At 58.7% G+C, this 23517-nt stretch carries 21 protein-coding genes; 3 read left to right on the top strand and 18 right to left on the bottom strand.

Going from position 1 to position 23517, the window contains the following annotated elements; genetic code table 11:
- The first annotated feature begins 74 nt into the window (after positions 1–74).
- Complete coding sequence (locus CENROD_RS13825; RefSeq protein ID WP_187292324.1) at positions 75–257, top strand: hypothetical protein; 183 nt, start codon at positions 75–77, stop codon at positions 255–257.
- Positions 258–814: 557 nt separating this feature from the next.
- Here CENROD_RS13825 and CENROD_RS02630 read toward each other — a convergent pair.
- From CENROD_RS02630 to CENROD_RS02575, 13 genes are all read right to left on the bottom strand, one after another.
- Complete coding sequence (locus CENROD_RS02630; protein WP_022771534.1) at positions 815–1459, bottom strand: PD-(D/E)XK nuclease domain-containing protein; 645 nt, start codon at positions 1457–1459, stop codon at positions 815–817.
- 93 nt (positions 1460–1552) lie between these two features.
- A complete protein-coding gene (locus CENROD_RS02625) occupies positions 1553–3124 on the bottom strand; it encodes an FIST signal transduction protein (protein ID WP_041193205.1) in 1572 nt (523 codons plus the stop codon).
- Between the two features lie 310 nt (positions 3125–3434).
- Entirely contained in the window at positions 3435–3617 is a 183-nt protein-coding gene (locus CENROD_RS02620) for a hypothetical protein (protein WP_022771531.1), read from the bottom strand.
- On the bottom strand, positions 3614–4906 hold the full coding sequence (locus CENROD_RS02615; protein ID WP_022771530.1) for a type II toxin-antitoxin system HipA family toxin: 1293 nt from the start codon (positions 4904–4906) through the stop codon (positions 3614–3616). The genes CENROD_RS02620 and CENROD_RS02615 overlap by 4 nt, the downstream gene beginning before the upstream one ends.
- Before the next feature lie 6 nt (positions 4907–4912).
- Positions 4913–5233 (bottom strand): helix-turn-helix domain-containing protein, encoded by a 321-nt coding sequence (locus tag CENROD_RS02610; protein ID WP_022771529.1) that lies wholly within the window; start codon positions 5231–5233, stop codon positions 4913–4915.
- Between the two features lie 75 nt (positions 5234–5308).
- Positions 5309–5464 (bottom strand): hypothetical protein, encoded by a 156-nt coding sequence (locus tag CENROD_RS13820; RefSeq protein WP_187292323.1) that lies wholly within the window; start codon positions 5462–5464, stop codon positions 5309–5311.
- Positions 5454–6140: an SDR family oxidoreductase gene (locus tag CENROD_RS02605; RefSeq protein WP_022771528.1), complete on the bottom strand. Its 687-nt coding sequence runs from the start codon at positions 6138–6140 to the stop codon at positions 5454–5456. Before CENROD_RS02605 ends, CENROD_RS13820 begins: the two co-directional genes overlap by 11 nt.
- Positions 6141–6563: 423 nt before the next feature.
- A complete protein-coding gene (locus CENROD_RS02600; protein WP_022771526.1) occupies positions 6564–6764 on the bottom strand; it encodes a hypothetical protein in 201 nt (66 codons plus the stop codon).
- A gap of 30 nt (positions 6765–6794) precedes the next feature.
- Positions 6795–8114 carry a histidinol dehydrogenase gene (hisD, locus tag CENROD_RS02595; protein WP_022771525.1) on the bottom strand — a complete coding sequence of 440 codons (1320 nt, stop codon included), beginning with the start codon at positions 8112–8114 and terminating at the stop codon, positions 6795–6797.
- A gap of 5 nt (positions 8115–8119) precedes the next feature.
- Entirely contained in the window at positions 8120–8773 is a 654-nt protein-coding gene (gene hisG / locus CENROD_RS02590; RefSeq protein ID WP_041193883.1) for an ATP phosphoribosyltransferase, read from the bottom strand.
- Entirely contained in the window at positions 8773–10062 is a 1290-nt protein-coding gene (murA, locus tag CENROD_RS02585) for a UDP-N-acetylglucosamine 1-carboxyvinyltransferase (protein WP_022771523.1), read from the bottom strand. Before murA ends, hisG begins: the two co-directional genes overlap by 1 nt.
- A 99-nt stretch (positions 10063–10161) precedes the next feature.
- Complete coding sequence (locus tag CENROD_RS02580) at positions 10162–10917, bottom strand: ABC transporter permease (RefSeq protein WP_041193204.1); 756 nt, start codon at positions 10915–10917, stop codon at positions 10162–10164.
- Complete coding sequence (locus CENROD_RS02575; protein ID WP_041193880.1) at positions 10914–11855, bottom strand: ABC transporter ATP-binding protein; 942 nt, start codon at positions 11853–11855, stop codon at positions 10914–10916. The genes CENROD_RS02580 and CENROD_RS02575 overlap by 4 nt, the downstream gene beginning before the upstream one ends.
- A 105-nt stretch (positions 11856–11960) precedes the next feature.
- On the opposite strand from CENROD_RS02575, the gene CENROD_RS02570 reads away from it, so the two are divergent.
- Together CENROD_RS02570 and CENROD_RS02565 are read left to right on the top strand one after the other, a co-directional pair.
- Positions 11961–13142, top strand: coding sequence for a nucleotide sugar dehydrogenase (locus tag CENROD_RS02570; RefSeq protein ID WP_041193203.1), 1182 nt, complete (start codon positions 11961–11963; stop codon positions 13140–13142).
- A gap of 25 nt (positions 13143–13167) precedes the next feature.
- The gene (locus tag CENROD_RS02565) at positions 13168–14430 is read left to right on the top strand and encodes an EAL and HDOD domain-containing protein (protein ID WP_022771519.1); all 1263 of its coding nucleotides are present in this window, start codon (positions 13168–13170) and stop codon (positions 14428–14430) included.
- On the opposite strand, the gene CENROD_RS02560 is transcribed toward CENROD_RS02565, so the two are convergent.
- From CENROD_RS02560 to CENROD_RS02540, 5 genes are read right to left on the bottom strand one after another with little or no spacing between them, the layout of a single operon-like run.
- Positions 14417–14785 carry a DUF4062 domain-containing protein gene (locus tag CENROD_RS02560; RefSeq protein ID WP_022771518.1) on the bottom strand — a complete coding sequence of 123 codons (369 nt, stop codon included), beginning with the start codon at positions 14783–14785 and terminating at the stop codon, positions 14417–14419. The genes CENROD_RS02565 and CENROD_RS02560 overlap by 14 nt on opposite strands.
- A 13-nt stretch (positions 14786–14798) precedes the next feature.
- A complete protein-coding gene (locus CENROD_RS02555) occupies positions 14799–15404 on the bottom strand; it encodes a DUF4276 family protein (RefSeq protein ID WP_022771517.1) in 606 nt (201 codons plus the stop codon).
- Positions 15401–16546 (bottom strand): AAA family ATPase, encoded by a 1146-nt coding sequence (locus tag CENROD_RS02550; RefSeq protein ID WP_022771516.1) that lies wholly within the window; start codon positions 16544–16546, stop codon positions 15401–15403. Before CENROD_RS02550 ends, CENROD_RS02555 begins: the two co-directional genes overlap by 4 nt.
- Positions 16543–20121, bottom strand: a complete 3579-nt coding sequence (locus tag CENROD_RS02545; protein WP_041193202.1) for an Eco57I restriction-modification methylase domain-containing protein — start codon at positions 20119–20121, stop codon at positions 16543–16545. The genes CENROD_RS02550 and CENROD_RS02545 overlap by 4 nt, the downstream gene beginning before the upstream one ends.
- Positions 20118–23510 carry a helicase-related protein gene (locus tag CENROD_RS02540; RefSeq protein WP_022771514.1) on the bottom strand — a complete coding sequence of 1131 codons (3393 nt, stop codon included), beginning with the start codon at positions 23508–23510 and terminating at the stop codon, positions 20118–20120. The genes CENROD_RS02545 and CENROD_RS02540 overlap by 4 nt, the downstream gene beginning before the upstream one ends.
- Between the last annotated feature and the right edge of the window lie 7 nt (positions 23511–23517).

Raw genomic sequence — 23517 nt, 5'->3', positions numbered from 1 at the left:
TATGACTCGGCAACGAGTGTAATCGTTTAGCCCCCCCGCCTCATGCTGCAATTAAGGGCATATTGCCTACAGAAATGGGCTCTAAGCCCGCGTCGGGTAAGGTTGTCGAAGTCGTTGTTGTAGTAGTTGTCGCCCACGATGACGTGCTGGTCGAAGTTGTTGTCGTCGTTGTCGTAGCCATGGTGTTTGTAGGCCCCGTCACCACATTCACCCAAAACCCCTCACTCACCCCAATGGCATGGTCAAAAGCAAGGTAAGACATTTTGGCCAGGTAGTCGGACAACACTGTGCCGCCTTGTTCTGCCAAAGTGGGTGCATGAAACTTCCATATGCGCATCACAAACTCCTTGAAGATGAAAAACCGCCAACGACCTGGTTCGTACCCTCCTCAGCCTGGTGTTGGCTTTCACTCATGGCCTTGGTGGGTGTAGAGGTCAGATTGAACCCGTTTTGGACCCAGTGTGAAAAATGACCGCATTATTTTTTACCGGCGATGATGTAACCAAAACAAAGTAAAAACTTCAATCAAAACAATAAGTTAGAGTCATCTTTGTCTGTCATGATGTCGGTCAGTGGCTTGAGCATCCGTGGAAAAAGCTGGCCATACTGTGTTGCTAACGCAAGTCATTGACCCGTCGCGCCAGTCCCAGTTTGTTGAGCGTGGGCGGATTGCCTTTTGTGGCAGCCAAAAATTAGCGACAAGCCTTCAGGCCGGGGTCGGCTCCCCCTGCCCTGCAGGGCGGGGTTTGGGTTTTCAATCGAAATTTGTTTGTCGATGCAATCGGCGATAAGCTTATCTGGTATGCGTTAGCAGCTACAAAACCTGCATCGTTTCAACCTCAAACCTCACAATGTTTCGGGTGGTTTTGCTGAACTCCACACCGATCAGATGAATCGGCTCACCCCGATGCTGGTATTTTTGCGCATAGTTGCGTTCCTTGATTTGCTTCAGTGCGCCCCCGTGCGATCTGCCCTTGACCACCTTGAACTCCAACAAAAACACCTGGCCATGGAACAGAACGGTCATGTCAATGCAGCCAAAGTTGGTGGGGTCTTCGAGTTGAATGTGCAAGCCAAGTGCAGCAAAGTAGCTGTAGAAAATGCTGACGTAATAGCCCTCGTAGCCACTGAGTTCGTTTTTGCGATACCAGTCGTTGGCAATGCTGGCATAGAAAGCGTGAAACAGGTTTTTGAGGCCGGCAAAGTCTTGGGTTTTGAGCAGGTCATACAGGCGATCCTGATGGGACTCCGGCACGCTCAAGCTGCCCGTCAGGCTGTGCAAAAGGCAGTTGTTCAAACTGGCCTGCACTTCCAGGTTGGGGTATTTCAGCGTTAATGTCAGCCGCCCAGGTATTTGACCAACGCTGTCAATGGTCAAATAACCTGCATGAAACATCAGGGCTTCTACGGGAATGGTGTTTACATCAAAGGTGGATAACAGGGCCTCGGATGCCACCATGCGCGACAGGTCGGGTGTGAATTGGCAACAGTTGGATTAACGTGAAAGAACTCAAAAACCATAAAACGACGCTTCCACAGTGGGGGTATTGCATCATTCGGGATGGCTGGGACGGCCATGACAGGGAACGTCAATCTGATCCGTCAACAGGTTGGCCAGTTGCTTGAGCATCACTGGAAAGGGCTTGCCATACTGTTGCTGATGCAAGTCATTGACCAATCGAGCCAACCCCAGTTTGTTGAGTTTGGGCGGGTCGCCTTTCATGGCCAGACGTTTGAAGTCGGCAAACCGGGTATCTAGTAGGCTGCACACCAACTGTAGCGCCAAGGCGCGGTTTTTCATCATCTCTTCGGTTCGACTGTGCGATGCCACGCGATTAAGTAATCGGCACTGTGCTAGTTCGTCTTGCAGGCGTTGTATTTCAGCCCTGGTGTTTTCCAGCGCCTGCGTGAGCGCTTTGTTATCTTGTGCCAGGTTGTCTGCTGAAAATTGATGGTGCTGACCAAAAATACCGGTGCTGGTCAGAGGCTCTTCGCCCAAAAGCAGTGTGACCAGTGTGGAGCTGTGGTAGGTGTTGTGACCCGTCGTGCGTGCGGGGGCTATTTCGCCGTAGGTATAAAAACCGGCCACCGGTAAATCGGATGCTATTGCCTCTGTTGCGGTTGCAAACTCGTTAGCCGCATCGTTCGCCAGCACCAAAGCGCGACTCACGCAAGAAAACCAGAGCGCTGCCGTTGGCGTATCTGTACTTGGGTAGTGCGCTAGTGCCTGGTGAATGTTTTTTCGCGATACAGCCAAAATGGTGGCGGGATCGGGCTGGGTGAGCTGAATCTGGCAATCCGTTGGCAAGAGGTTGATGGATTCCAGTCTGCCCGTGGCCTCGCAATAGCCAATGACATCCCGAAAATAATGCACGTCGCTGCCGCGGTCTGGGTAAATCACAAAGGGGTGACAGACAGACAATTGCCCCCCCTGGAGGCGGTAGCGCGAAGCCAAGTAGTCAACGGCAGGTTTTTGCGCAAGGGTGTGGATGTATTTGCCGTCGCACTGCGCATCAAGGCGCTTACCCACCGCACGCCAACCCGAGTCCAACCCCTCAGTTATCGCCCAGTGGTGTCGTAAGGGGCCATAAAACAGAAGATAGGGCACGGCGTTGTGCAGCACTTCGTGGTTGAAAAACTGCTTGGTTTGAGTGAGCGTAAAGTTCTCGGCGCTGGCCCCTCCAAAAAAGTGGGTGGTTGGAAAAGTGTCCGAGAACAACCGGACTATTGACCCCCCATCCAACCCCAAACCGTCAGGAAACAGCAAACCCAACGCGGGCATGGGTGAGTAGCCTTTGTCAAACCTGATCTCAATACCCTGCTGCTGCCATTGCTGCATGGCGGTTTCCAGGTTAAAGGCTTCGTTATCAAACGTCAAATTGCGCAATACACCGGCACGAAAAGTGATGGTGTCGCTGGCAAACACAATCAGCAAAGATGAACCCACCCGATAGCCTTGCTCGCGTGAGACTTCCCCGTTGGAACTGCCCCCCACAATGGGGCAGCCAGGCAGCAATTGTGTGAGTTCTTGCAGCAAGGTGGCGTGATCATTGCCAAAAGTGGAAAACAACAAGGCCGCATTGGGAGGGCAGACACCCAGCTCACGCAGCACTTTGGCGACCATTGCAGATGCAGCAACCCGGGCATCAGAGGTCAGACTGTGAGAAATGCTTATCTTGAACACGGTGTCCCCTGTCTCATCAAGGAAGATGTTACAAATCGAAAAATGTGCCGATGTTGTAACCCGCTTCGGCATTCATAGCGGCTTTGACCGCCCATAGCTCTTGCAAAATGGGATCGTGGCGACCGAATCGGGGACGTGGCGATGGCATGTATGAATGCGCCGACGTTACGGTGAGTCGCAAACCCACGGCGTGCAGTACTTTGAAAATTGATAACAGCGTTGGGGTATCTGTTTCTGACAACGCATCAAGTCAGTCTTTTGCATCCAGATCACCTTGCTGCGCCTGAGCATTGGCCACATGACGCAGTGCGACCTGAAACGCAGCGGAGTCTTCCTGCTCAATGACCGCATCAAGATAGGCAGCAGCTTCCTTTCGGTCGGTCAGCAGCGATAGTAAGGTTCTGTCATATGGTTCGTCGCGTGTTTGTGTCATGGCGGCACTTGGAAATCGTCGCGAACCGCTTGAATGGCTTTCTCACCCAGCCCGGCCTGCTTGGCAAATTCGGGCCAGTGGTCGAGGGCGGCGCGGACATCCTTGAGCGCATCCTGTGGGCGGCGGACGCCAAAGCGGTCGGCCTCGGCCAACAGATCGGCGCGGGTGATGCCGCTGAACTTGCCGTTGACACTCAGGAGGTGTTGATACGTCCATGCACCCTTGGGGTTGTAGGCGTGGGTAACGTCGTAGGCCGGCGCCAGTTCCCAGGAGTCACCCTGCTTCAGGCGGAAAGCGAAGTTTTTGGTGTGGTCGTCGCAGTTCTTCGCCATGACATTGAAGGCCATGCGGCGAAATGCTTGGCCGTTGGCCTCGTCGCCCAACTGGAGTTGCGCGATGGCCATGAAAAGCTGGGCATAGGCGTGCGTAGCACGTTGCTTGTAGTCGAGGTGGCTCATGGCGCAGAGCGTTTGCACGTGGTGCTTGATCGTCTGGCTGTTGGCAACATCACGGTCGAAACGGCGCGTCATGAAATGGGCGCGACCGCCCTCGATCAGCAAGCGGCAGGGGGACATGCGAATGCCTGACGCCTCGGCCATCCGGTAGTAGGCGTATTCGATGCGACCGTAGTCGGCACTGCCGCCCAGTTCGGCATCCTTGCCGACGCCGTCGAACTTGAGCAGCCAGTGTTCGAAACCCGGCGCGGCGTCGAATTGGCCGCTGCGGATTTGATTCGTCTGCGGGTTCCAGGTGACAACAGCCTTGGCGCGAGCGCCACCGGCGCTGGTGCCGACGCGGATGATGTTGGCGAGTGCGGCCTGTGCCTGGACATCGCCGGATAAGTCGCTATGCACTACCTTGCGCGCGGCTTCCACCAGGTTTTTCATCTCCAGCGGTTCGGCGCTCTCGCGGTGGGAGCCGCGTGCAGGCTTGAACTCCAGCGCGCCCATACCACGCTTGCCCATGTAGGCCAGGCGGTCGAGCGTGGTAATGGCGCGTTTTTCGACACCCTTGGCGCTCATCCAGGCATCGATCAGGGCATTGCCGAAGTCGTCGGGCAGGGCATCGGCCAGCAGGCCGGGCAGGCGTTTGTAGCTTGGTTCGGACAACTCGGGAAAGGCGAAGCTGGGTCGCAGGTCGTCGAGTGGCATGGTCAGCGGGGCCAGTGGGATGCCGTTGCGCCGCCAAGCCGGGTCGTAGGCAAAGACATAGCAGCCCAGGCGAGGATCGGGTGCCACCGCGCCGACGCGCTCGCCCCAGATGCGAACTTCAATGACGGGTGTGTCCATGAGGGCTTAGCCTACCGAATTCTGTTTGCGCGGACGGCGCACACGTTGCGGCGGCTTGGGCTGCCGTAACAATTCGAGCGGATTGACGCTGGCCTCGGGGGCGAGCATGTCCAGACCTTGCAGGTGATCCAGCGCCTTGAGGACGCGCAGCAGGGTTTCCACGGTCGAGCCTCGGCCGGATTCAAGGTTGCGCAACGCCTTTTCCGAGATACCTGCCTTTTCCGCCGTCGTGCGCTGATCCAGGTTGCGGCTCAAGCGCAAACGCTTCAGGCGCGTTCCCAAGAGTTCCTGAAGTTCGTTTGGCGCTGAAAAAGCGAGTGTCGCCATGATGTTTAATAACTGGTAACTATGTGCCTGTTAGTTGGTTTATATTTTATCAACCGGAATAGTTATGCCTTTATATCACAACTGAACTGGGCCGTTTGCCAGTTTCTGGATAACGGCCGTGCGCACTTCGGCCAGCCCGGCATCCAGATCGGCCTCGTCACGCAGGATGCGGTAGGGCGGCGTAACCGGCTGTACCCGCCATGCCCCCGCAACCACCCTTTCACGACACACTCAAAGATTTACCCGAATCCTTGGGCCCCAAAGAAAGAATGAATGTCGCTGCACGGTGCGCCCAATGTTCTGGGGATTCGTAGCCGGAAGCCGCTGCACCAAAGGATTGCCGCAACATATCCGTATCGATGATCCCGGGATTGAGCGGCACTGCGGCCATGCCGGCGGGCAATTCTTCGGCCAATGCCTTGGTTAACCCTTCGATAGCCCATTTGCTTGCGCAATACGGCGCTACGTTGGAGGACACACTGCGGCCCCAACCGGAACTCAGGTTCACGATCACACCGCGCCGGTTCTGCACCATCGCCGGGACGACATGGCGAATGACTGTGGCTACGCCGCAAACGTTGACGGCCATCAGCGTATCGAACTCGCTCGCGGGGACTTTCCACAACGGCGCGGGCGTATTCATCAATGCCGCGTTGTTGACCAACAAATCCGGCACGCCGACCGATTGCAAGACCTCCACCGCCCACGCCGCCACTTCGTCATCGTTGCGCACATCGACGGTGGCGAAAGAGTGTGGCGCAGGGTACGTGGCGCGCAGGGTTTCGATGTCCCGTGCATTGCGCCCACAGCCCGCCACGGTATGCCCGGCTGCAACCAGTTCGGTCAGCAAGGCGCGGCCCAGGCCACGGGTTGCGCCGGTCAGGACGATGATGCGTTGGTTTGGCATGATGGGTGTGCTCCTTGGGTTTTGCGATCTGTTGCGGGAGGGTTACTCACGAGCCGGGATGCACTCCTTCCCACAGGGGCGGACCGAATGTGCGCATAGGGCATTCCGCTGGGGCAGGTACTCAGCGTCGCAATCACTTTTGAAATCGGAAATGATGGAGAAGATACATCTTTTACGAAAGCAATTTGTCATATTCTGCATGGGTTCCTATCCAAAACCAGAGGAATCCCTCTTGAATTGTGGTGGCCAATGCCCGATAGTGTGAACCAACGCGAACCGAATACACAGTACCGCATTTCTTGAACTGTAATGAAGGATGAGAAATATCCGATTTCAGCAAACTGAAATTTTTGTCAGCAAGAGAGCGAATCTCCAGCGGAAGATTCTCGTAATATGCCCAAAAACTCGTGGATGTTTTGTGAATCAAAGTTCCCTCGTTTTTCCTGCCTGGTGTTCCCCAATCGCTGCATGGATCAAAAAATCCAGTTTTCCTGCATTCGAATCCGCCTCAATTTTTTTCTCCCATCGGGCGTGATCGAATTCGATGAACCAATTTCGCAACTCTGCAAAAGAAGCCTCATCCAATTTGGCAATATTTTGTTCGATGATTTCTACTTGATTCATTATTTCCTCGCTTTTCTCGCGTTGACACCCTCACTCCAACGCATGGCACCGCATTTGCGCGGAGCGTGCGTGGGCTTCGAGGCCCTCGCCCTGGGCGAGGATGTAGGCTACGTGGCCCAGGGTGCGGGCGCCTTGGGCGCTGACTTCGATGAGGCTGCTGCGTTTCTGAAAGTCGTAGACACCCAATGGAGAGCTGAACCGGGCCGTCGTGCTCGTCGGCAAAACGTGATTCGGGCCTGCGCAGTAGTCGCCAAGACTTTCGCTGGTGTAGGCGCCCAGAAAAATCGCCCCTGCATGGCGTAGCAAAGGCTCCCAGCGGTGTGGGTCGCGGCTGCTCACTTCCAAGTGTTCCGGGGCGATGGTGTTGCTGATGGCACAGGCTTCCTCCATGCTTCGGGTATGGATGAGCACCCCCCGGTCGGTCAGGCTTTTGGCGATGATGTCGCGCCGGGGCATGTCCGGGAGCATGCGGTCGATGGCCGAAGCAACGAGGTCGATGTAGCCTACGTCCGGGCAGAGCAGGATGCTTTGCGCCAGCTCGTCGTGCTCGGCCTGGCTGAAGAGATCCATCGCCACCCAGTCCGGCGGGGTCGATCCATCTGCCAGCACGAGGATTTCGCTAGGCCCGGCGATCATGTCGATCCCGACGATGCCGAAAACCTGTCTCTTTGCGCTGGCGACGTAGGCATTGCCCGGCCCGGTGATTTTGTCGACTTTGGGGATGGAGGCCGTGCCAAAAGCCAGCGCAGCCACGGCCTGCGCGCCCCCGACCGTGAACGCCTTCGTCACGCCCGCCACGTGCGCAGCGGCCAGCACCAGCGGATTGCGCTCTCCACCAGGGGTCGGCACCATCATGACAATCTCCGCGACCCCCGCGACGTGTGCGGGAATCGCGTTCATCAACACACTCGAAGGGTACGCGGCCTTGCCGCCGGGGACGTACACACCCACCCGGTCGAGCGGGGTGACTTTCTGGCCGAGCAGCGTGCCTTCTTCGTCGTGGTAACTCCAGTCCCCCCCGCACGCTGTGCGCTGTGCTTCGTGGTACGTGCGCACCCGGTGTGCGGCGAATTGCAGGGCGTTGCGTTGGGCCTCGGGCAGCAGGTGGAAAGCCTGCGCAAAGTCCTCAGCACCCAGTACCAGCCCCGCCATGGAGTCGACGTGCAGTGCATCGAAACGCGCCGTGTATTCGAGGACGGCGGCGTCCCCACGCTGGCGCACATCGGCCAGGATCTGCGCGACACGTGCATCAATGTCCGCATCCAGGGCGCGGGACCAGTGCAGTCGCTCTTGCAGCGCGGCGGCAAAGTTGTCGGTGAAAGTGGACAGGCGCAAAGGGGTGCAGAACATGGCAGTTACCGGGAAGATTGCGGGGAACCTACCGCATGGGCAAAGGCGTCCATGATCGGGCGCAGGGCGGTTTGCTTGAGTTTGAGGGATGCCTGGTTGACGACCAAGTGCGAGCTGATGTCGAGGATGTGCTCGACTTCGACGAGGTGGTTGGCGCGCAGGGTGCCGCCTGTCGAAACCAGGTCGACTATGGCATCGGCCATGCCGACAAGGGGCGCCAGCTCCATGCTGCCGTAGAGCTTGATGACATCGACGTGTACACCTTTGTTCGCAAAGAATTCGCGGGTGATCGACGGGTACTTCGTCGCCACCCGCAGCCGCGAACCCATTTGCACGGCGCTGGCGTAGTCGAAGTCCTCGCGAACGGCCACAGCCATGTGGCAACGCGCAATCTGCAAATCGAGCGGGTGGTACATGCCCGCGCTGCCGTATTCGAGCAGCGTGTCCTTGCCCGTGATGCCGAGGTCGGCGCCGCCGTGGCGCACGTAGACGGGCACGTCCGCAGCGCGAACGACGAGCAGGCGCACATCGCTGTGGGACGTTTGCAAAATCAGCTTGCGCGTGCGTTCGTGGTCGTCAAGCACCTCGATGCCTGCCGCGTGCAGCAGGGGCAAGGTTTCCTCGAAGATGCGTCCTTTGGAAAGCGCCAGGGTAATCATCATGATGCAGTGCGGGACGAAGCCACCCGTTCGATGCGGGCGCCCAGAGCGCCGAGTTTGGTTTCGAGATGGTCGTAGCCCCGGTCCAGGTGGTAGATCCGGTCGATCCACGTCTCCCCCTGGGCCACGAGCGCGGCGATGACCAAGCTGGCCGAAGCGCGCAAATCGGTGGCCATGACGCACGCTCCCGACAGGGCGGGCACTCCTTCCACCATCGCGACCTTGCCGTCGATCTGAATGTTGGCCCCCAGGCGAACCAGCTCGTTGGCATGCATGAAGCGGTTTTCAAAAATCGTTTCGGTGATCTTGGCCGTGCCTTTGGCAACGCAGTCCACCGCCATGCACTGCGCCTGCATATCAGTGGGGAAACCGGGGTATTCCGAGGTGCGGAAGCTCTGCGCCTTCAGCGACGCAGCCCCGGCTGATTGCACGCGAATGCCCTGCGGAACCGCAGCGATGACGACGCCAGCATCGCGCAGCTTTTCGACGACGGCTTCGAGGTGCTCGATGCGCCCACCCTGCGCCAGCACATCGCCCCCCGCCGCAGCGACGGCACACAGCAAGGTGCCTGCTTCGATGCGGTCGGCAACGACGGTGTGGCAACAGCCATGCAGGCGCTCTACTCCTTCCACGCGGATGCGCGGGGTGCCGTGCCCTTCGATGCGTGCGCCCATCGCCAGGAGCATCTCGGCCAGGTCGCAGACTTCAGGTTCGCGGGCGGCGTTTTCGAGGATCGTCTCGCCTTCGGCCAGCGTTGCGGCCATGAGCAGGTTTTCGGTGCCGGTGACGGTGACCATGTCGGTGCTGATTCGCGCTCCGCGCAGCCGCGTGCGGCCTGGGGCCAGCCGGGCCACCATGTCCCCGTGTTCGATGGCAATGTCGGCACCCATTGCCGCCAGCCCCTTGAGGTGCTGATCCACGGGGCGCGCGCCAATTGCGCAGCCACCGGGCAGCGAGACGCGGGCTTGCCCGCAGCGTGCAAGCAGGGGGCCTAGCACCAGTACCGACGCACGCATCGTCTTGACGCGCTCGTAGGGGGCTTCGGGGGTGTGCAACGCTTGGGCGTCGAGCACGAGGACATCGCGCTCGGGCTGGTCGATGCGCATCCCCATGTGGCCCAGCAGTGCGTGAAGGGTTGCGACATCCCGCAAGGAGGGGACATTGCGCAGGGTGACGGGCGCATCAGTCAGCAAGGCTGCGCACATCTCGGGCAAGGCAGCATTCTTGGCGCCGGAAACGCCCACAGTGCCGTGCAGAGAAACCCCGCCGAGGATTCGGAATCGTTCCATGGATCAAGAAAGAAAAAAAGAATAGGACGTACGCAAGGACGTACGCAAAACTGTCCCGGCTAGGCAACCCCGCGCAGACAGTACAAAGCAGTCCAAAGATCAAGAACGCAGCCGGTATCCCGACCGCAACAACTGCAACGCCAGCGCAGCAACCAGCAGCGTGCTGCTGCCCACGACGGCCAGGCTGTGCCACACGCCCACATCGCTAACGCCAAAGACCCCATAGCGAAAGCCGTCGATCATGTAGAAAAACGGGTTGCAGCGGCTGACCGTCTGCCACAGCGGGGGCAGGGAGTGCGTGGAATAGAACACCCCGCTCAGAAACGTCATGGGCATCACAACGAAGTTTTGAAAGGCCGCCATCTGGTCGAATTTCTCCGCCCACAGCCCCGCAACGATGCCCAGCGAACCCATCAACACCGCGCCCAGCAACGCAAAGGCCAGGACCCACAGCGGATGCGCCAACCCGACGGGAACAAACAGCCCCGCAGCCAGAAAAACCCCCGCCCCTACCAGCAACCCGCGTAGCACGGAAGCACCGACAAAGGCCAGGAACCAATGCACATACGTCAGCGGGGAGAGCAATAGAAACACGACATTGCCCATGACCTTGGCCATGATGAGCGACGAGGCGCTATTGGCAAAGGCGTTTTGCAACAGACTCATCATGGCCAGGCCGGGAACGAGGAAGGCGGTGTAACGCACTGCGTCGTATACCCGCACATGTTCGTCGAGCACATTGCCAAAGATCAGCAGATACAGCATCGCCGTCAACACTGGCCCGGCAATGGTCTGCCCCGCCACCCGCCAAAAGCGCAGCACTTCCTTGTACAGCAGCATCTTCCAGCCGGTCATACCCGCGCTCCCCGATGCATTACTTCCAAAAAGACGTCTTCGAGGTCTGCCCGGCGAATCTCTACGTCGCTTGCAGTCACCCCGGCCTGGCGCACGGCGGCGAGGCAGTCTTCGATGGAGCGCGCATCGCCCACGGGCATCTCGACCCATTCCCCCGTCACCCGCACGGTGGCAGCAATGGCTGCTGGCAAGGCACGATCCACGCGGAAACGCAGCACGCCAACACCGCTGCCCAGCAATGCGCTTGTGGTATCCAGCGCGACCACCCTACCCTGTTGCAGCATCGCGATGCGCGTACACAGTGCCTGCGCTTCTTCCAGGTAGTGGGTGGTCAGCAGCACGGTATGCCCCTGGCTGTTGAGGCTGGCGACGAACTGCCACAGCGTTTTGCGCAGCTCTACATCGACTCCGGCAGTCGGCTCGTCGAGGACGATCACTGCCGGTTTGTGAACCAGCGCCAGCGCGGCGAGCATCCGGCGCTTCATCCCGCCGGAGAGGGTGCGCATATTGGCATCCGCCTTGTCAGCCAGCCCGAGGCTGCTCAGCAATTCATCGATCCACGCGCCATTGCCGCGCATGCCAAAGTAGCCGGACTGGAATTCGAGCGCTTCCCGAACGCGGAAAAAGGGGTCGAACACCAATTCCTGCGGGACGATCCCCAGCAAGCGCCGCGCCTGTTCCGGCTGCAAGACCACATCGCAGCCGAGGACGGACACCCTGCCCTGCGTAGGCCGCACCAGCCCGGCAAGGATGCTGATCAGCGTGGTTTTGCCCGCCCCATTGGGGCCAAGCAGCCCAAAAAATTCCCCTTCTTCAATGTGCAGGCTAATGCCATCCAAGGCGCGAAGGTCGGACTTTTTCCCTTGTCGATCCCCGTTTTTTCTCCCCCGTGCGGCAGGGTAATCCTTGATGATGGCATCGAAAACGACAGCAGACATGGTGCCGAAGATTCTACGGGGGGCCATTTTTTGCAGCCGCCGCGCATCCCTACACAATACCTTCACAATACTTTCCTCCTGACAACCCCCATGTACTCCTTACCCATGAAGATCGCCATTGCAGGAACCGGTTACGTCGGCCTTTCCAACGCCATGCTCCTTGCCCAGCATCACGAGGTCGTCGCGCTTGACATCGTCGCGGAGAAAGTCGCCAAGCTCAACCGCAAGGAAAGCCCGATCGAAGACTCGGACATCGAAGACTTTCTGCACAACAAACCCTTGCAATTCCGTGCGACAACGGACAAGGAAGACGCCTACCGGGGTGCGCGCTTCGTCATCATCGCAACCCCCACGGACTATGACCCGCAAACCCACTACTTCAACACGAAGTCGATCGAGTCCGTCGTGGCCGATGTGCTGCGCATCGAACCGCAGGCGGTGATGGTCATCAAGAGCACGATCCCTGTGGGCTATACCAAGGGTTTGCTCGACCAATACCAGCAAGCGGGCGGCCCGGTGCCCCGGCTGCTTTTTTCCCCCGAATTCCTGCGCGAAGGGCATGCCTTGCATGACAACCTGCACCCCTCGCGCATCGTCGTCGGCGCCCTGTCGGAGGAAGCCCGGGAATTCGCCGCGCTGCTGCAGGAAGGGGCCGTCAAGAAAAACATCGACGTCCTGTTCACCCACAGCACCGAGGCCGAGGCGATCAAACTGTTTGCAAACACCTACCTTGCGATGCGCGTGGCCTTCTTCAACGAACTCGATACCTACGCCGCGACGTATGGGTTGGATTCCCGCCAGATCATCGACGGGGTATGCCTGGATCCGCGCATCGGCAGGCATTACAACAACCCGAGCTTCGGCTATGGAGGCTATTGCCTGCCCAAGGACACCAAACAGCTCCTGGCCAACTACCGGCACGTTCCGCAAAACATCATGCACGCCATCGTCGAAAGCAATACCACGCGCAAGGACTTTTGCGCTGGGCAGATTCTTGCTCGCAACCCCAGGGTCGTCGGCATCCATCGCTTGGTGATGAAGGCGGGGTCGGACAACTTCCGTTCCAGCAGCATCCAGGGAATCATGAAGCGGGTCAAGGCCAAGGGGGTCGAAGTCATCGTGTACGAGCCTGCGTTGCAGGAGCCAACCTTTTTCCATAGCCGCGTCGTGCCGGACTTTGCCCAGTTCAAGGCCGAATCCGATGTGATCGTTGCGAACCGCATGACTGCGGAACTGCGCGACGTGGCCGACAAGGTCTACACGCGGGACCTGTTTGGGCAGGATTGATCACGCCACTTTCGGGTTCTCTTCCGTGTCTGCCGACATCCCGCTACACGTCGCGCGCCAGCCCATTCTGGATGCGCAGCGCACCATCTTTGCGTACGAGCTTTTCGACCGATCGCGCACGGATGGCGTCTACAGTGCAGCCAGCGATGCCGCGCTGCTGTTCAACCTGCTTTCCAGCGCAGACCTGGATGTCTGGAACAGCAAAAGGCCGGTGTTCGTCAACTGCACGCACCACACCTTGTCCGGCGGGCATCTCGACCTTGTCGAGCCGGAGCGCGTGGTGCTGGAAATTCCGCCCGTCACAGCCCAAGCCGTCCATGCAACCGAGGCCTATACCGTAGAAGCCTATGCAGCAGAGGCCATTGAGGCCCACCTGCCCACGCTGTTCGACGTACACCAGCGTGGGTTTCGCCTCTGCTTCGAGGACAGCGTGCTAACCCCTGCGTATGCCGGGTGGCTGCCTTTGGCCAGTTTCATCAAGCTGGATCTGGGTCGGCTCGACACGCAGGCGCTGGCTTGCGCAGTGCGACAGGCCAAACAGACGTCGAACGCCCGCCGTATCGCCACCAAAGTCGAGACTGCGGAGCAATTTCAGCTTGCGCGGGAACTGGGTTGCCACCTATTCCAAGGCTACTGGTTCGCCCGACCCGTGCTGCTGCGTGGCAGAACGGTACGCCCCGCGCAGGCCACGATCATCCAGTTGCTCAATCTGGTAGGGCGACAGGCGAGCACGAACGACATCGAAGCCGTGCTCAAACACGACCCCACGCTCTCGTTCAACCTGCTGCGGTTCATCAATTCCGCCGGGTTCGGGTTGAGCTGCGAGATCACGTCATTCCGCCACGCCGTGATGATCCTCGGCCTCAAAAAACTCTTCCGCTGGGCAGCACTGCTGCTGACGACCTCGGGCAACGGAGATGTGGCCCCGGCGGTAGCAACGGCAGCGGTGGTGCGTGGGCGGCTGATGGAGCTGCTGGCCAAGGATTTGCTCAGCCCCGAGGACTGCGACAGCGCCTTCGTGACGGGCGTGTTTTCCCTGCTGGACACGATGCTGGGGCTACCGCTGGCAGACGCCCTTGCGGCCATCGCGTTGCCAGCCACCGTGACGGATGCCCTGCTCCATGACCGGGGAGTGCTGGCCCCTTTTCTGCGCCTGGCGCTGGCTTGCGAAAACGTCGACGACGAAGCTTTCGCCGCGACAGCCACTGCCCTACACCTGACCGGCGACTACATCAACCTGGCGCACCTGGATGCTTTGGTTTGGGCGGATCAGCTCACGATGGTGTGAGTGGGGCAGGCAAGGTGCGGGCAAACACCACCTGGTCATGCGCCAAAACCCAGCGCGGCTTGTTGAGATCAATCGCCCGCAGCAATTCCTGATGGGTAATCGACAGTACTGATGCATCCTCCTTGCCCGAACCGTAATGCGTAGTAATGAGGCTCAGGAACAGATCGCACTGCTCCACCGCATGCAGGCAATTGTCGAAAGCACTCTTGGTCGAGATCACCGGCACGGTGCCCTTGTGCGACATCCACACCTCATAGCCGAACCTGGTCAGGATGGCATAGATACGTTCCAGCAGTTCTTCGATGCCATATACCGTCGAGGAAACCATGACAACCAGTTGTTTCTTCTTTGCCATGTACTCGCGCCCCCTAAGCGATTACCTCAAGCAACTTCGTTTCAAACCGTGCAAAGGTGGGTGAGCGTCGCAGCTTCCTCAAGTCCAACTCGCCAGACTGCACGACTTTTACAGCATGTGTTCGATCTTCGTACCGCCAGCCGCGTGCCACTTTGAAATGATTCATCATGACCGCTTTGGGATTGCTTACGTGGTCCGGCTTTCGTTCCCGCTTTGCTGCGTAACTGTGTGCATCGGTCGAGAGATAAGCGGATAGCTTTGCCTCGTCTGCAAGTAGCCAGCATTCCAACTCCTGTTCGACGCAAACGAGAAATACCGGCGAGCCTGCAATCTCCGCATTTTTGACAGAAGCAAGAATCGCATCACGCTCGAACTTGCGACAGGGTTTGCGCTTCTTGTCGGGCCAGGCTGGTCGCAAGTCCCAGACGACCAGAACCCGTTCGCATCCTTCAGCAAGCAGGGCTGCGGCCACCTTGCCGGCGTCTTTTAGAAGGTTGGCTTTGTTATCCAGCGTCCGCGAAACAGGAATGATGCCGGGCTGAATTTGCGCCGCCAGATATTCGCAGACCTGCTTGTCTGCGCCCTGCGGGCCGCATTCGAAGACGAACCCGACCTTCATTGTTGCGCCTCGCCAAGCGAACCCATGGTGTAGAGCTTGCCGGGGGCGAAGTCATTGGCCCAGCGTTGAAGGTTTGCGTTATCTGCGGGGCGAAGAAAGCACGGATGTCCCTTGTTGTCGCGTTCGACCAGAACCAAATGCTCCAGAGTCAGCAGGTCGAGGAGGTAGGGTGAGTGGGTGGTCAGCACCACCTGGGTTGTACCGTCCAGCACCGCGTTGCGGATTTCTTCCACGATCAGATGGATGCTGCGCGGGTCGAGGCCGTTCTCGATTTCTTCCACCACGATCAGGGGCGGTGGCTTGGGGTGGCGTAGCAGAGCCAGCAAAGCCAGTAGTCGCAGCGTGCCGGTGGAGAGCATCCAGCCCGGCACCTTGAAATCGGCTTCGGTCAGTTGCAGCCAGGCTTTGCGCTCGATCTCGGATGATGTCAGCGAAGGCTGGATATCCTTGGCGTAGGGCAGCACATAGGCCATGGTTTCGACGATGCCGTCGAAGGCGTTCTGGTCCTGCCGACGCAGATCAAGCAGGAAGTCGGCGATGTTGGATCCATCCCGCGCCAGACGCACGCCGCCACCGGTGCGTTGCTGGGGAACGGGAACACCCATGCGGTCCGGCACCAGGGTCAGAAACTGCCAATCCAGGATATGGCAGGCGATTTCCAATACATCCTTACTCGGCGCACTGAACATCGAGCGGCCTTTCGCGGGAATCTGCGCGGTGCCCTTGGGGGCGAGAACCTCGAAGGTAGTGATCTTGTCAGGGAAGGTTATGCGTTCATCGACGATGAACATCTGGTTGGCAGCCGGGTCGTTGTTGACCGCCAGGGTCACTCGCGACACCTTGCGGGGCGAGGGGCCAAGCGCCAGTTCAAAAGCGATGGGATTGACCGGCTCGCCCAATCGCTCCTTGGCCTCTTGGCCCTTGTGGCGTGCGTGCTCAATGCCGAACCAGCGTTGCATGGCCGCGTCCAGTCCGTCGCGGACGATGGCTTGGTAGGTCTCCAGCGCCTCGATCAGGCTAGATTTGCCCGCGCCGTTGTGGCCGATGAAGGCCGTGAGCGGGCCGAGCTTGACCACCCGGCTATCGACGATGGCCTTGAAGTTGCGGACGCGGAGGCTTTGCAGTTGGGTGGGCTTGTTCATTGGATCAGGCCCCTTTTGACATCGCGGTAGGCATTGAGCGCGGCGATCTTGACCGGTTCGGCCACCAGAGGGAAGGTCGAGAGCACATGGGCGAACTCGGCTTCGGTCAGGCCATAGAGATGGGCGATCAGACCGTCGAGTTCGGCGCGCAGACGGGCGCGTTCGGCGGGGTCGGTTACGCCGTCATGGTGGGATTTGAGGCCGACTTCTTTGGCTAGACCGGCAAATTCGGGGGCAGTGCAAATCAGCCTAGCCGCCCGCTCGGCGATGGGATGCGACCCTCGGTCGCTTTTTCTAAGTCGTGGCACCGGCACCTGATACACGTAAAACATATTGAGGTGCGAGGTGATTTTTTGCCTTAACAACCAATCCACGATAAAACTATCGAAACAAGCGACAACGAAAAGTTGTTCGACTACATCGAGGGAAAGCGCACATTTCCATCCGTCCACTCCAACATCAAAATCGTAGGGTTGCAGAAGGTTGAGCGTGTTACCTGCAAAAACGTGCGGCGGCAATACCGTACAGATCATGGCACGCTCGTTAGTGCTTGCGGCAATATCGCGAAAACCAAAACGGCAGCGATGATGGTCGAGTGGTACCTGGTCGGCACGGATAAGTGATTCAAGTGTCGCTTCATCTTCGATCCCCAGCTTCTTGAATTGCTGCTTGAGGTTACGAATACGGGCGCTACGCAGAGCGCTATCAGCCTCCTCCATTTCCACCCAATAGCGTGGCTCCGCCAGACGGTGTTCGAAGTGCCAAATCATCTTGCCTTCGAATAGCGGCAGCCGATTCTTGCCAGGTTCAGTCTTGAACAGATGGCTATCGTTGGTCATGTGAAATTCGTTTGTCAGCCGCACATTCCATTTCCCCTCGATTTCCTCCCCCAGCAATGGGAACCGGAGCATCTTCTCGGCAATGTGAATGTCCGTTTCGCTCTTGAACTCCATCACCGAATGGGAATCCGGCGAGAGCCGCCGAATAAGCTCTACCGACAACCGCAGGCCCATTTCACGCGGAAAGCCCGCCAATTCCGCCGTGTCATGGCGCATGAAGGCAGCGGGGAATCGCTCTGTATTGCCACCTTTCTCGAAGGTCAGCACGACGAATTTGAAACGGCTATCCACCCCTTCAAAAATCTCCTTACGGTTTTCGAAGCAGAACAGGCCAGTGACCTTGTTATGGTCGAACAGCAGGTCGCGCAGGCCCTTGGCACCCAGGTCGGTATAGATGCCGGAGGGAATGACGATGCCGCAATCACCACCTTCTCGCAGCAGGTTGGCGCACTGTTCAGTGAACAGCTTGTAGAGATTGATGTCGCTGCCGGTCTTTTTGCCGCCCACGATGGCCGATTGGCTCTTGAATTGGGGCGCTACGCGATACCAAGCGGAGACGTGTGGAAAGCGGGACAGGTATTCCAGCCAGGCGGCGCGAATTTCCGATTTCTTCAATAGCTTGGCTTGTTCCTTCTCGAATTCCTTGATGGTCATCTTGTTCTTGCTGACCAACTCGGAGTGCTCCTGGAAGAACTCCTTGGCGTTGGGTTTGAAAATTTCCCAAGGCGGGTTGGTAATGATGGCATCGAAGCCGCCGCGTTTATTCAGGATTTCATCGAACTCGAAGCCCCAATGGAAAGGTTGCAGAGCTTCGATGTCGGCAATGGTGAGGTTGCGCTTTTTCGGCTTGCCTTCCTTGCCTGTGGCACTGTCCCAAGTAGCTTCCTCGAATTTGATGCCGGCGCGGTGCCACTCGCTCAGCAACAGCTCGTTCAGGGTGGCCTGGGCCTCGGTCTTGTGGCTTTCGATTTCGGCCTTGAGGCTGGAGATGTCCATGCCGCTGGTCCAGGCGGCGGTGTGGCGGTAGAGGTCGATCTTGCGGTTCTTTTCGTCCAGCACATGGCGGTAGCTCTTGCGGAACAGGTCGCCCTGGGCGCCGGCTTTACTTTCGTACTCGTGGGCATCCACGTGCAGCAGCCCCACCAGGGAATTGCCGGCGACGATGTTGAAGTCGATATTGGGCAGCGGCTCCAGTTGGTCGACAGTTTGCGCGGAGGCCACCAGGGCCAGGAAGAGGCGCAGCTTGGCGATCTCGGTCGCCTCTTCCATGATGTCCACGCCAAACAGGTTGTCGCTGATGATGGTGCGCTTGATGAAATAGGCAAGGCTCTTGTGTTCGGCTTCCCATTTCTTGAGCGTTGCGGTGAGGCCCTTGTCGTTGAGGAATTTGATGCGCCCGATGACCGCCGAGTAGATGTTGATGAGCGTCTTCATGGCGGCGACCAGGAAAGCGCCTGAGCCACAAGACGGGTCCAACAGCTTGAGGTCGGGCAGCACCTGGGTCAGCAGTTCCCGGCAAAGGCCGGCATCCAGTTGCATCAGCAGGTCCGCCACGCTATCGAACTTGCGAGCAACGGGTTCCCTCACCCCCGGCCCCAGGGGGAGAGGGGTGAGGAATTGGTTGATGCGCGCCAGGATGAGCCGGTGAATGGTGCGCTCGCACAGGTATTCGGTGATTTCCGGGCGGGTGTAGTAGGCACCAAAGGCTTTCTGGTTGATGTACTTCTCAAAGATGTAACCCAGCACGTCCGGGTTGATCTCGTTATCCAGCCCGCCGGGTGTGTCGTTGAGGTTCCACGAATAGGCGGCAAATAGGTGGAACAGGTTTTCGAACGCGGCATCAGGGACCCGGATGGCCGGGCCGTATTCCCGTTCCAGGCGATGGGGGATGAACAGGCCGCCGTTCAAATAACGGATGTCGCCGATCAGCCGCTTGGCTTCGCTGGTGCGTTGCTCGGCGGGCTTGGCAAAGCCTTCGAAGAACAACGCTTGCAGGAAGCCGGTATAGAAACCGTCCTTGCCCCGGCTTTGGCTCTCGGCCAGCTTGTCGGTGAGATAGTTCGTATTGCTGCCATCGAGAAAATGCTTGCGTTGCAGGAACCAGACGAACATGAGCCGGTTCATGAGCACCGAGGCATACCAGCGGCGCTCCCTCTCGTCGGGGATGCCCTGGATCAGTTCGACAAAGACCAGGCGCTGGGCATCGTATTCCTTGAAGAACTTCTTGGTGACCCGTTCCACATCCAACGCGGACTTCATGCGGTCTACCAGTTGGGCGAGGGGGAAATGGCCGTGCTCGTCCAGCTCGTTGATGTCCACCACGATGCCGGAAATCTTGGAGATGAACAGATCGCCGGGCTGGCCTTTGACATACAGGTGTTCGCGCTGGAAGCGCTTGCTGCCTTCCCGCTTGACCCAGAGCCAGAGGCTTTGGGTGGCATGGGCGCTTTTTTCACTGTCCACGAAGAGGATCAGGTTCTCGTGGGTGTGCTGGGCCAGCGCTGTATGGATAGCGAGGCGAGCGGGCTGCTCCGGTAGCCCGACCACCATGAAAGCGACCACGCCGGAGAGCGCGGCAATGGGTGTGGCTTGCCAGGTATGTTCCTGAACCGTCACGGGAATCGACTTGGTGCCCTTGACGTGGGACCAGCCCAGCTCCTCGATAAACAGGCGTTGGAAGTCGAAGGACTGGAGGCAGTCGCGTAGGCGTTCGATTTGTAGTTTGTCCATGTTCATGCCAGCCCCAGGGTGCAGATGAGTTTCGGCTCACGTTGGTATTCATCTTCGGTGATGATGCACAGGCGGCCATCCTCGCGCAGGTTCAGGATCAATGCAGCCAGCTTGTGATCGTCAATGTCGGCCTTGAGTTGGCGCTTCAAGGTGTCGGTGGCGGTCTGGTAAAGGGGGTAGCGGTACATCTCTTCCAGGGCGCGGTCGATCTCGCGCACATGGGCATCCGTGGTACACAAGTCCCGCTTGTCGTCCAGGCCGTTGCGATACCGCTTGAGTCGCTCGAAGGCCTTGCAGCGCGCGCCAGAGGGGCGGCCCAGCGCTCCGCCGAAGGATTTTTCTTCTTCAACGATGTGGGCCAGCCCTTGCTGCGTGAGCGCGTGGTGATGTTCGGTACGTGGCAGGGCCGGGGTGTTTGCCGCGCAGGCCGCTGCTTTCAGAATGGTGAGCTGGGACTGGGTGACCGGCTTGCCAGCCTCGTCCATCCAGGCCAGCGCGTCGTTGCCGTGGGCAGTGCGCATATAGACCAGCACGCCCCGAGGCGATGCGGGATGGTGCTCGTGGGCCTTGGTGGCATACACCACGTTGGGCATGGCCTCAATCTTGGATGCCAGCGATGGATCGGCATCTGTGGCGTTCTTCCATATCTGGTAAGCGTAGGAGGCCAGGTCAACCTCGGTGTCGCCGTCGTCGTCGAGGATGCCGTTCTTCTCGGTGTATAGGTCGCGGATCAATTCTTCATCCGTGTCATCATCGAAGAAGCTTTCGTCAGAGCCTACGACCTCGGCGTTTTCGATCAGGCGTTGCTTGACCCGGGCACGCAGGTTGATGAGCTGTTCCACGCCATCAGCCGGCACGAAGGAATAGCAGAGGATGGTGTCAGACTGCTGCCCGATACGGTCGACACGGCCAGCACGTTGAATCAGGCGGATGATGGCCCAGGGCAGGTCATAGTTGACGATGATGTGCGCGTCCTGCAAGTTCTGGCCCTCGGAGAGCACATCGGTCGCAATCAGCACACGCAGTTCATCGGCCTTTTTGATCTGCTCGCGCTTGCCGTTCGATTCCGGCGAAAAACGCCAGACCAATGAAGTCGGGTCTGCGCTCTGCCCGGTGGCCTCCTCCACCTGCTTGATACCACGTGCGACCAACTGTGCCTGGAGATAACGGGCGGTGTCGGCAAATTGGGTGAAGACGAGCAGCTTTTCCTTGGGGTGGCGCTGGTTGATCAGTTCGATGAGTACAGCCAGCTTGGTATCTGCATCGGCCTTCCACTCGCCACAAAGACGCAATAGCCGGAGCAAGGATTGCGCATCCGTGAGCAGGTCTTGGGCGAGTTCCTTGGTGAACAGTGTTCCCGGAAGCCATTGGAAGCGGCTTTTCAGCGCACCGCTGTAGGCCTTGTAGGCCTTGGCAGCGCGGGCGTGGTAGTCGGCCTCGGTGCGTAGGCCATTGGTGGCTGTCGGATCGGTAACGTCATGGTCATGGTCATCGTCACCATTGTCATCAGCCAACAGGCCATCGGGGTCCTCATCGTAATGGCGTGTATCCAGCAGTTCGGCACCCTGCGTACCCAGCGGGATGTCTAGGCCGTTTTCGATTGCGTGCAGAACGATGAAGTTACGCAGGATGTGACGCTCAATGGACAGGATGAATGCCGGGCCGGCACTTTCCAGGCGTTTGAACAGATTGGTGCGGCAAAAGCCCATCAGGCGCGTGCCCGCGCGCGAAAGCCCCTCGATGATCTTCGCCTGTTGTGCCGTAGGCGGTGTCTTGGGCTTGGGCGCGATGTAGTTGCCCAGGCCGTAGCGCGGCAGCATTAGCTCGTTGATCGCATGGACCACCGGGGCGCAATAAAACCGTGCGTAGGGGTCGGACGGATTCGCATCATCGATTTTGAAACGGAGATTCTTGGGCAGACGCTTCGGAAAGTAGGATTTCCGGCCATCCGAGCACAGCAGGTATTTGCCGCGCTCGTCTTCGCGGGCGTAGTGCTGCATGATGAAGCCGCGTGTGCGGCGCACCATGTACAGGCGCATGAGATCGCGCCAGTCATCGGGAATTTCGCTTTTCTCAAATGCCGCCAACGACCGCACGCCACACTGATGACGGCGGATGAATTCGTGCTCGCCGCCCAACTCGGTCAGCAGTTTTTCCGGGCGAATGCCGATGTCGGTATCTTCATGTAGGAACAAGGCCAGTTGCGCGGAAAGGTCGAGGTAGGTCTTGTTGTAAGGCGTGGCCGAGAGCAGAACAGTCAGGCTGGCGTTACGCTTGATGTATTCGCGGATGACTTTCCAGCGTTTGCCTTCCTTGTTGCGCAGGTTGTGCGATTCATCAATGAGGACCAGCCGGTAACGCCGGGTTTTCTCCGGGAGTTCGGTCAGTACTTTGGATAACGGCAGTACTTTGGCATGCAGGCGATACCGGTGGGCATAGTCTTCCCACATCGAAACGAGGTTCTTGGGGCAGATGATGAGCGTTTCGGTGTGGTAATCGTCCTCGAATATCTTGGCCAGGGCGGTGGCCATCATCGATTTGCCCAGTCCGACCACGTCGCCGATCAGGACGCCACCGCGCTTGTTCAGATGGTGCGCGGCAATCTTGACGGCAGCGACCTGGAAGTCGAACAGCGTTTCGCCAAAGACGGAGGGGATCCGAAACTCTGAAAGACCGGCACGCGCTTCCTGAGCCAGGTGAAAGGCCATCTTGAGGTAGACGTGATAGGGCGGCACCAGACGTTCACCTGCCCAACTCTCGTTGATGATGTCGGTCAGTTCCTTGGAGATGTCGATGCACCAGCGGTCACCCCAGCGATCCTCGAACCAATCCATCAGCTTGTTGCAGGCATCGTGCTCCAACACATCGACGTTCAGCTCCCCCTGCTTGGCAAGGCCCGCGAGTGTCAGATTGGAGCTACCCAGAAATCCTGTGACCGGATTGTTGGCATCCTGCCGATGCAGCAAGTACAGCTTGGCGTGCAGCGGGTGGCGCAGATGGACCTTGACGAACAGCTTCTTGGCACGAATCTGCACCGAAAGTTGCCGCAGTGCAGCTTCGTCGTCATTGCTTGGAACGCCCAAGATCAGTTGTTGGCGAAATTCTTCCGCAATGCGGCGCTTTTCTTGTTGCGCCGTTTGGTTGTCGATCTGATCGTCGTCCTCGCGTGTGCGCAGGGCCTGCCTAAGCTCGTCGCTGGGGGTCACATGCATGCCAACCAGCAATCGGCAGCATTGGCCTTCGCCGCCTGCCCACCGATCAACATACCCGGAAAGGTGGCGCCAGCCGCGCAAGTTGAAATACCCGACGCAAAAGTCAGCACGCTCGGCAACTTGCAGCGATTCCTGCAAGGCGGGCAATAGCGGTTTTTCGATGTTGTCGAAGATTCTCGGCATATTTCCT

This window comes from Candidatus Symbiobacter mobilis CR (genome assembly GCF_000477435.1).
Classification (GTDB): Bacteria; Pseudomonadota; Gammaproteobacteria; order Burkholderiales; family Burkholderiaceae_C; genus Rhodoferax; species Rhodoferax mobilis.
Note: the sequence above shows the minus strand (reverse complement) of the source record. Positions and strands in the feature narration are given on the sequence as shown.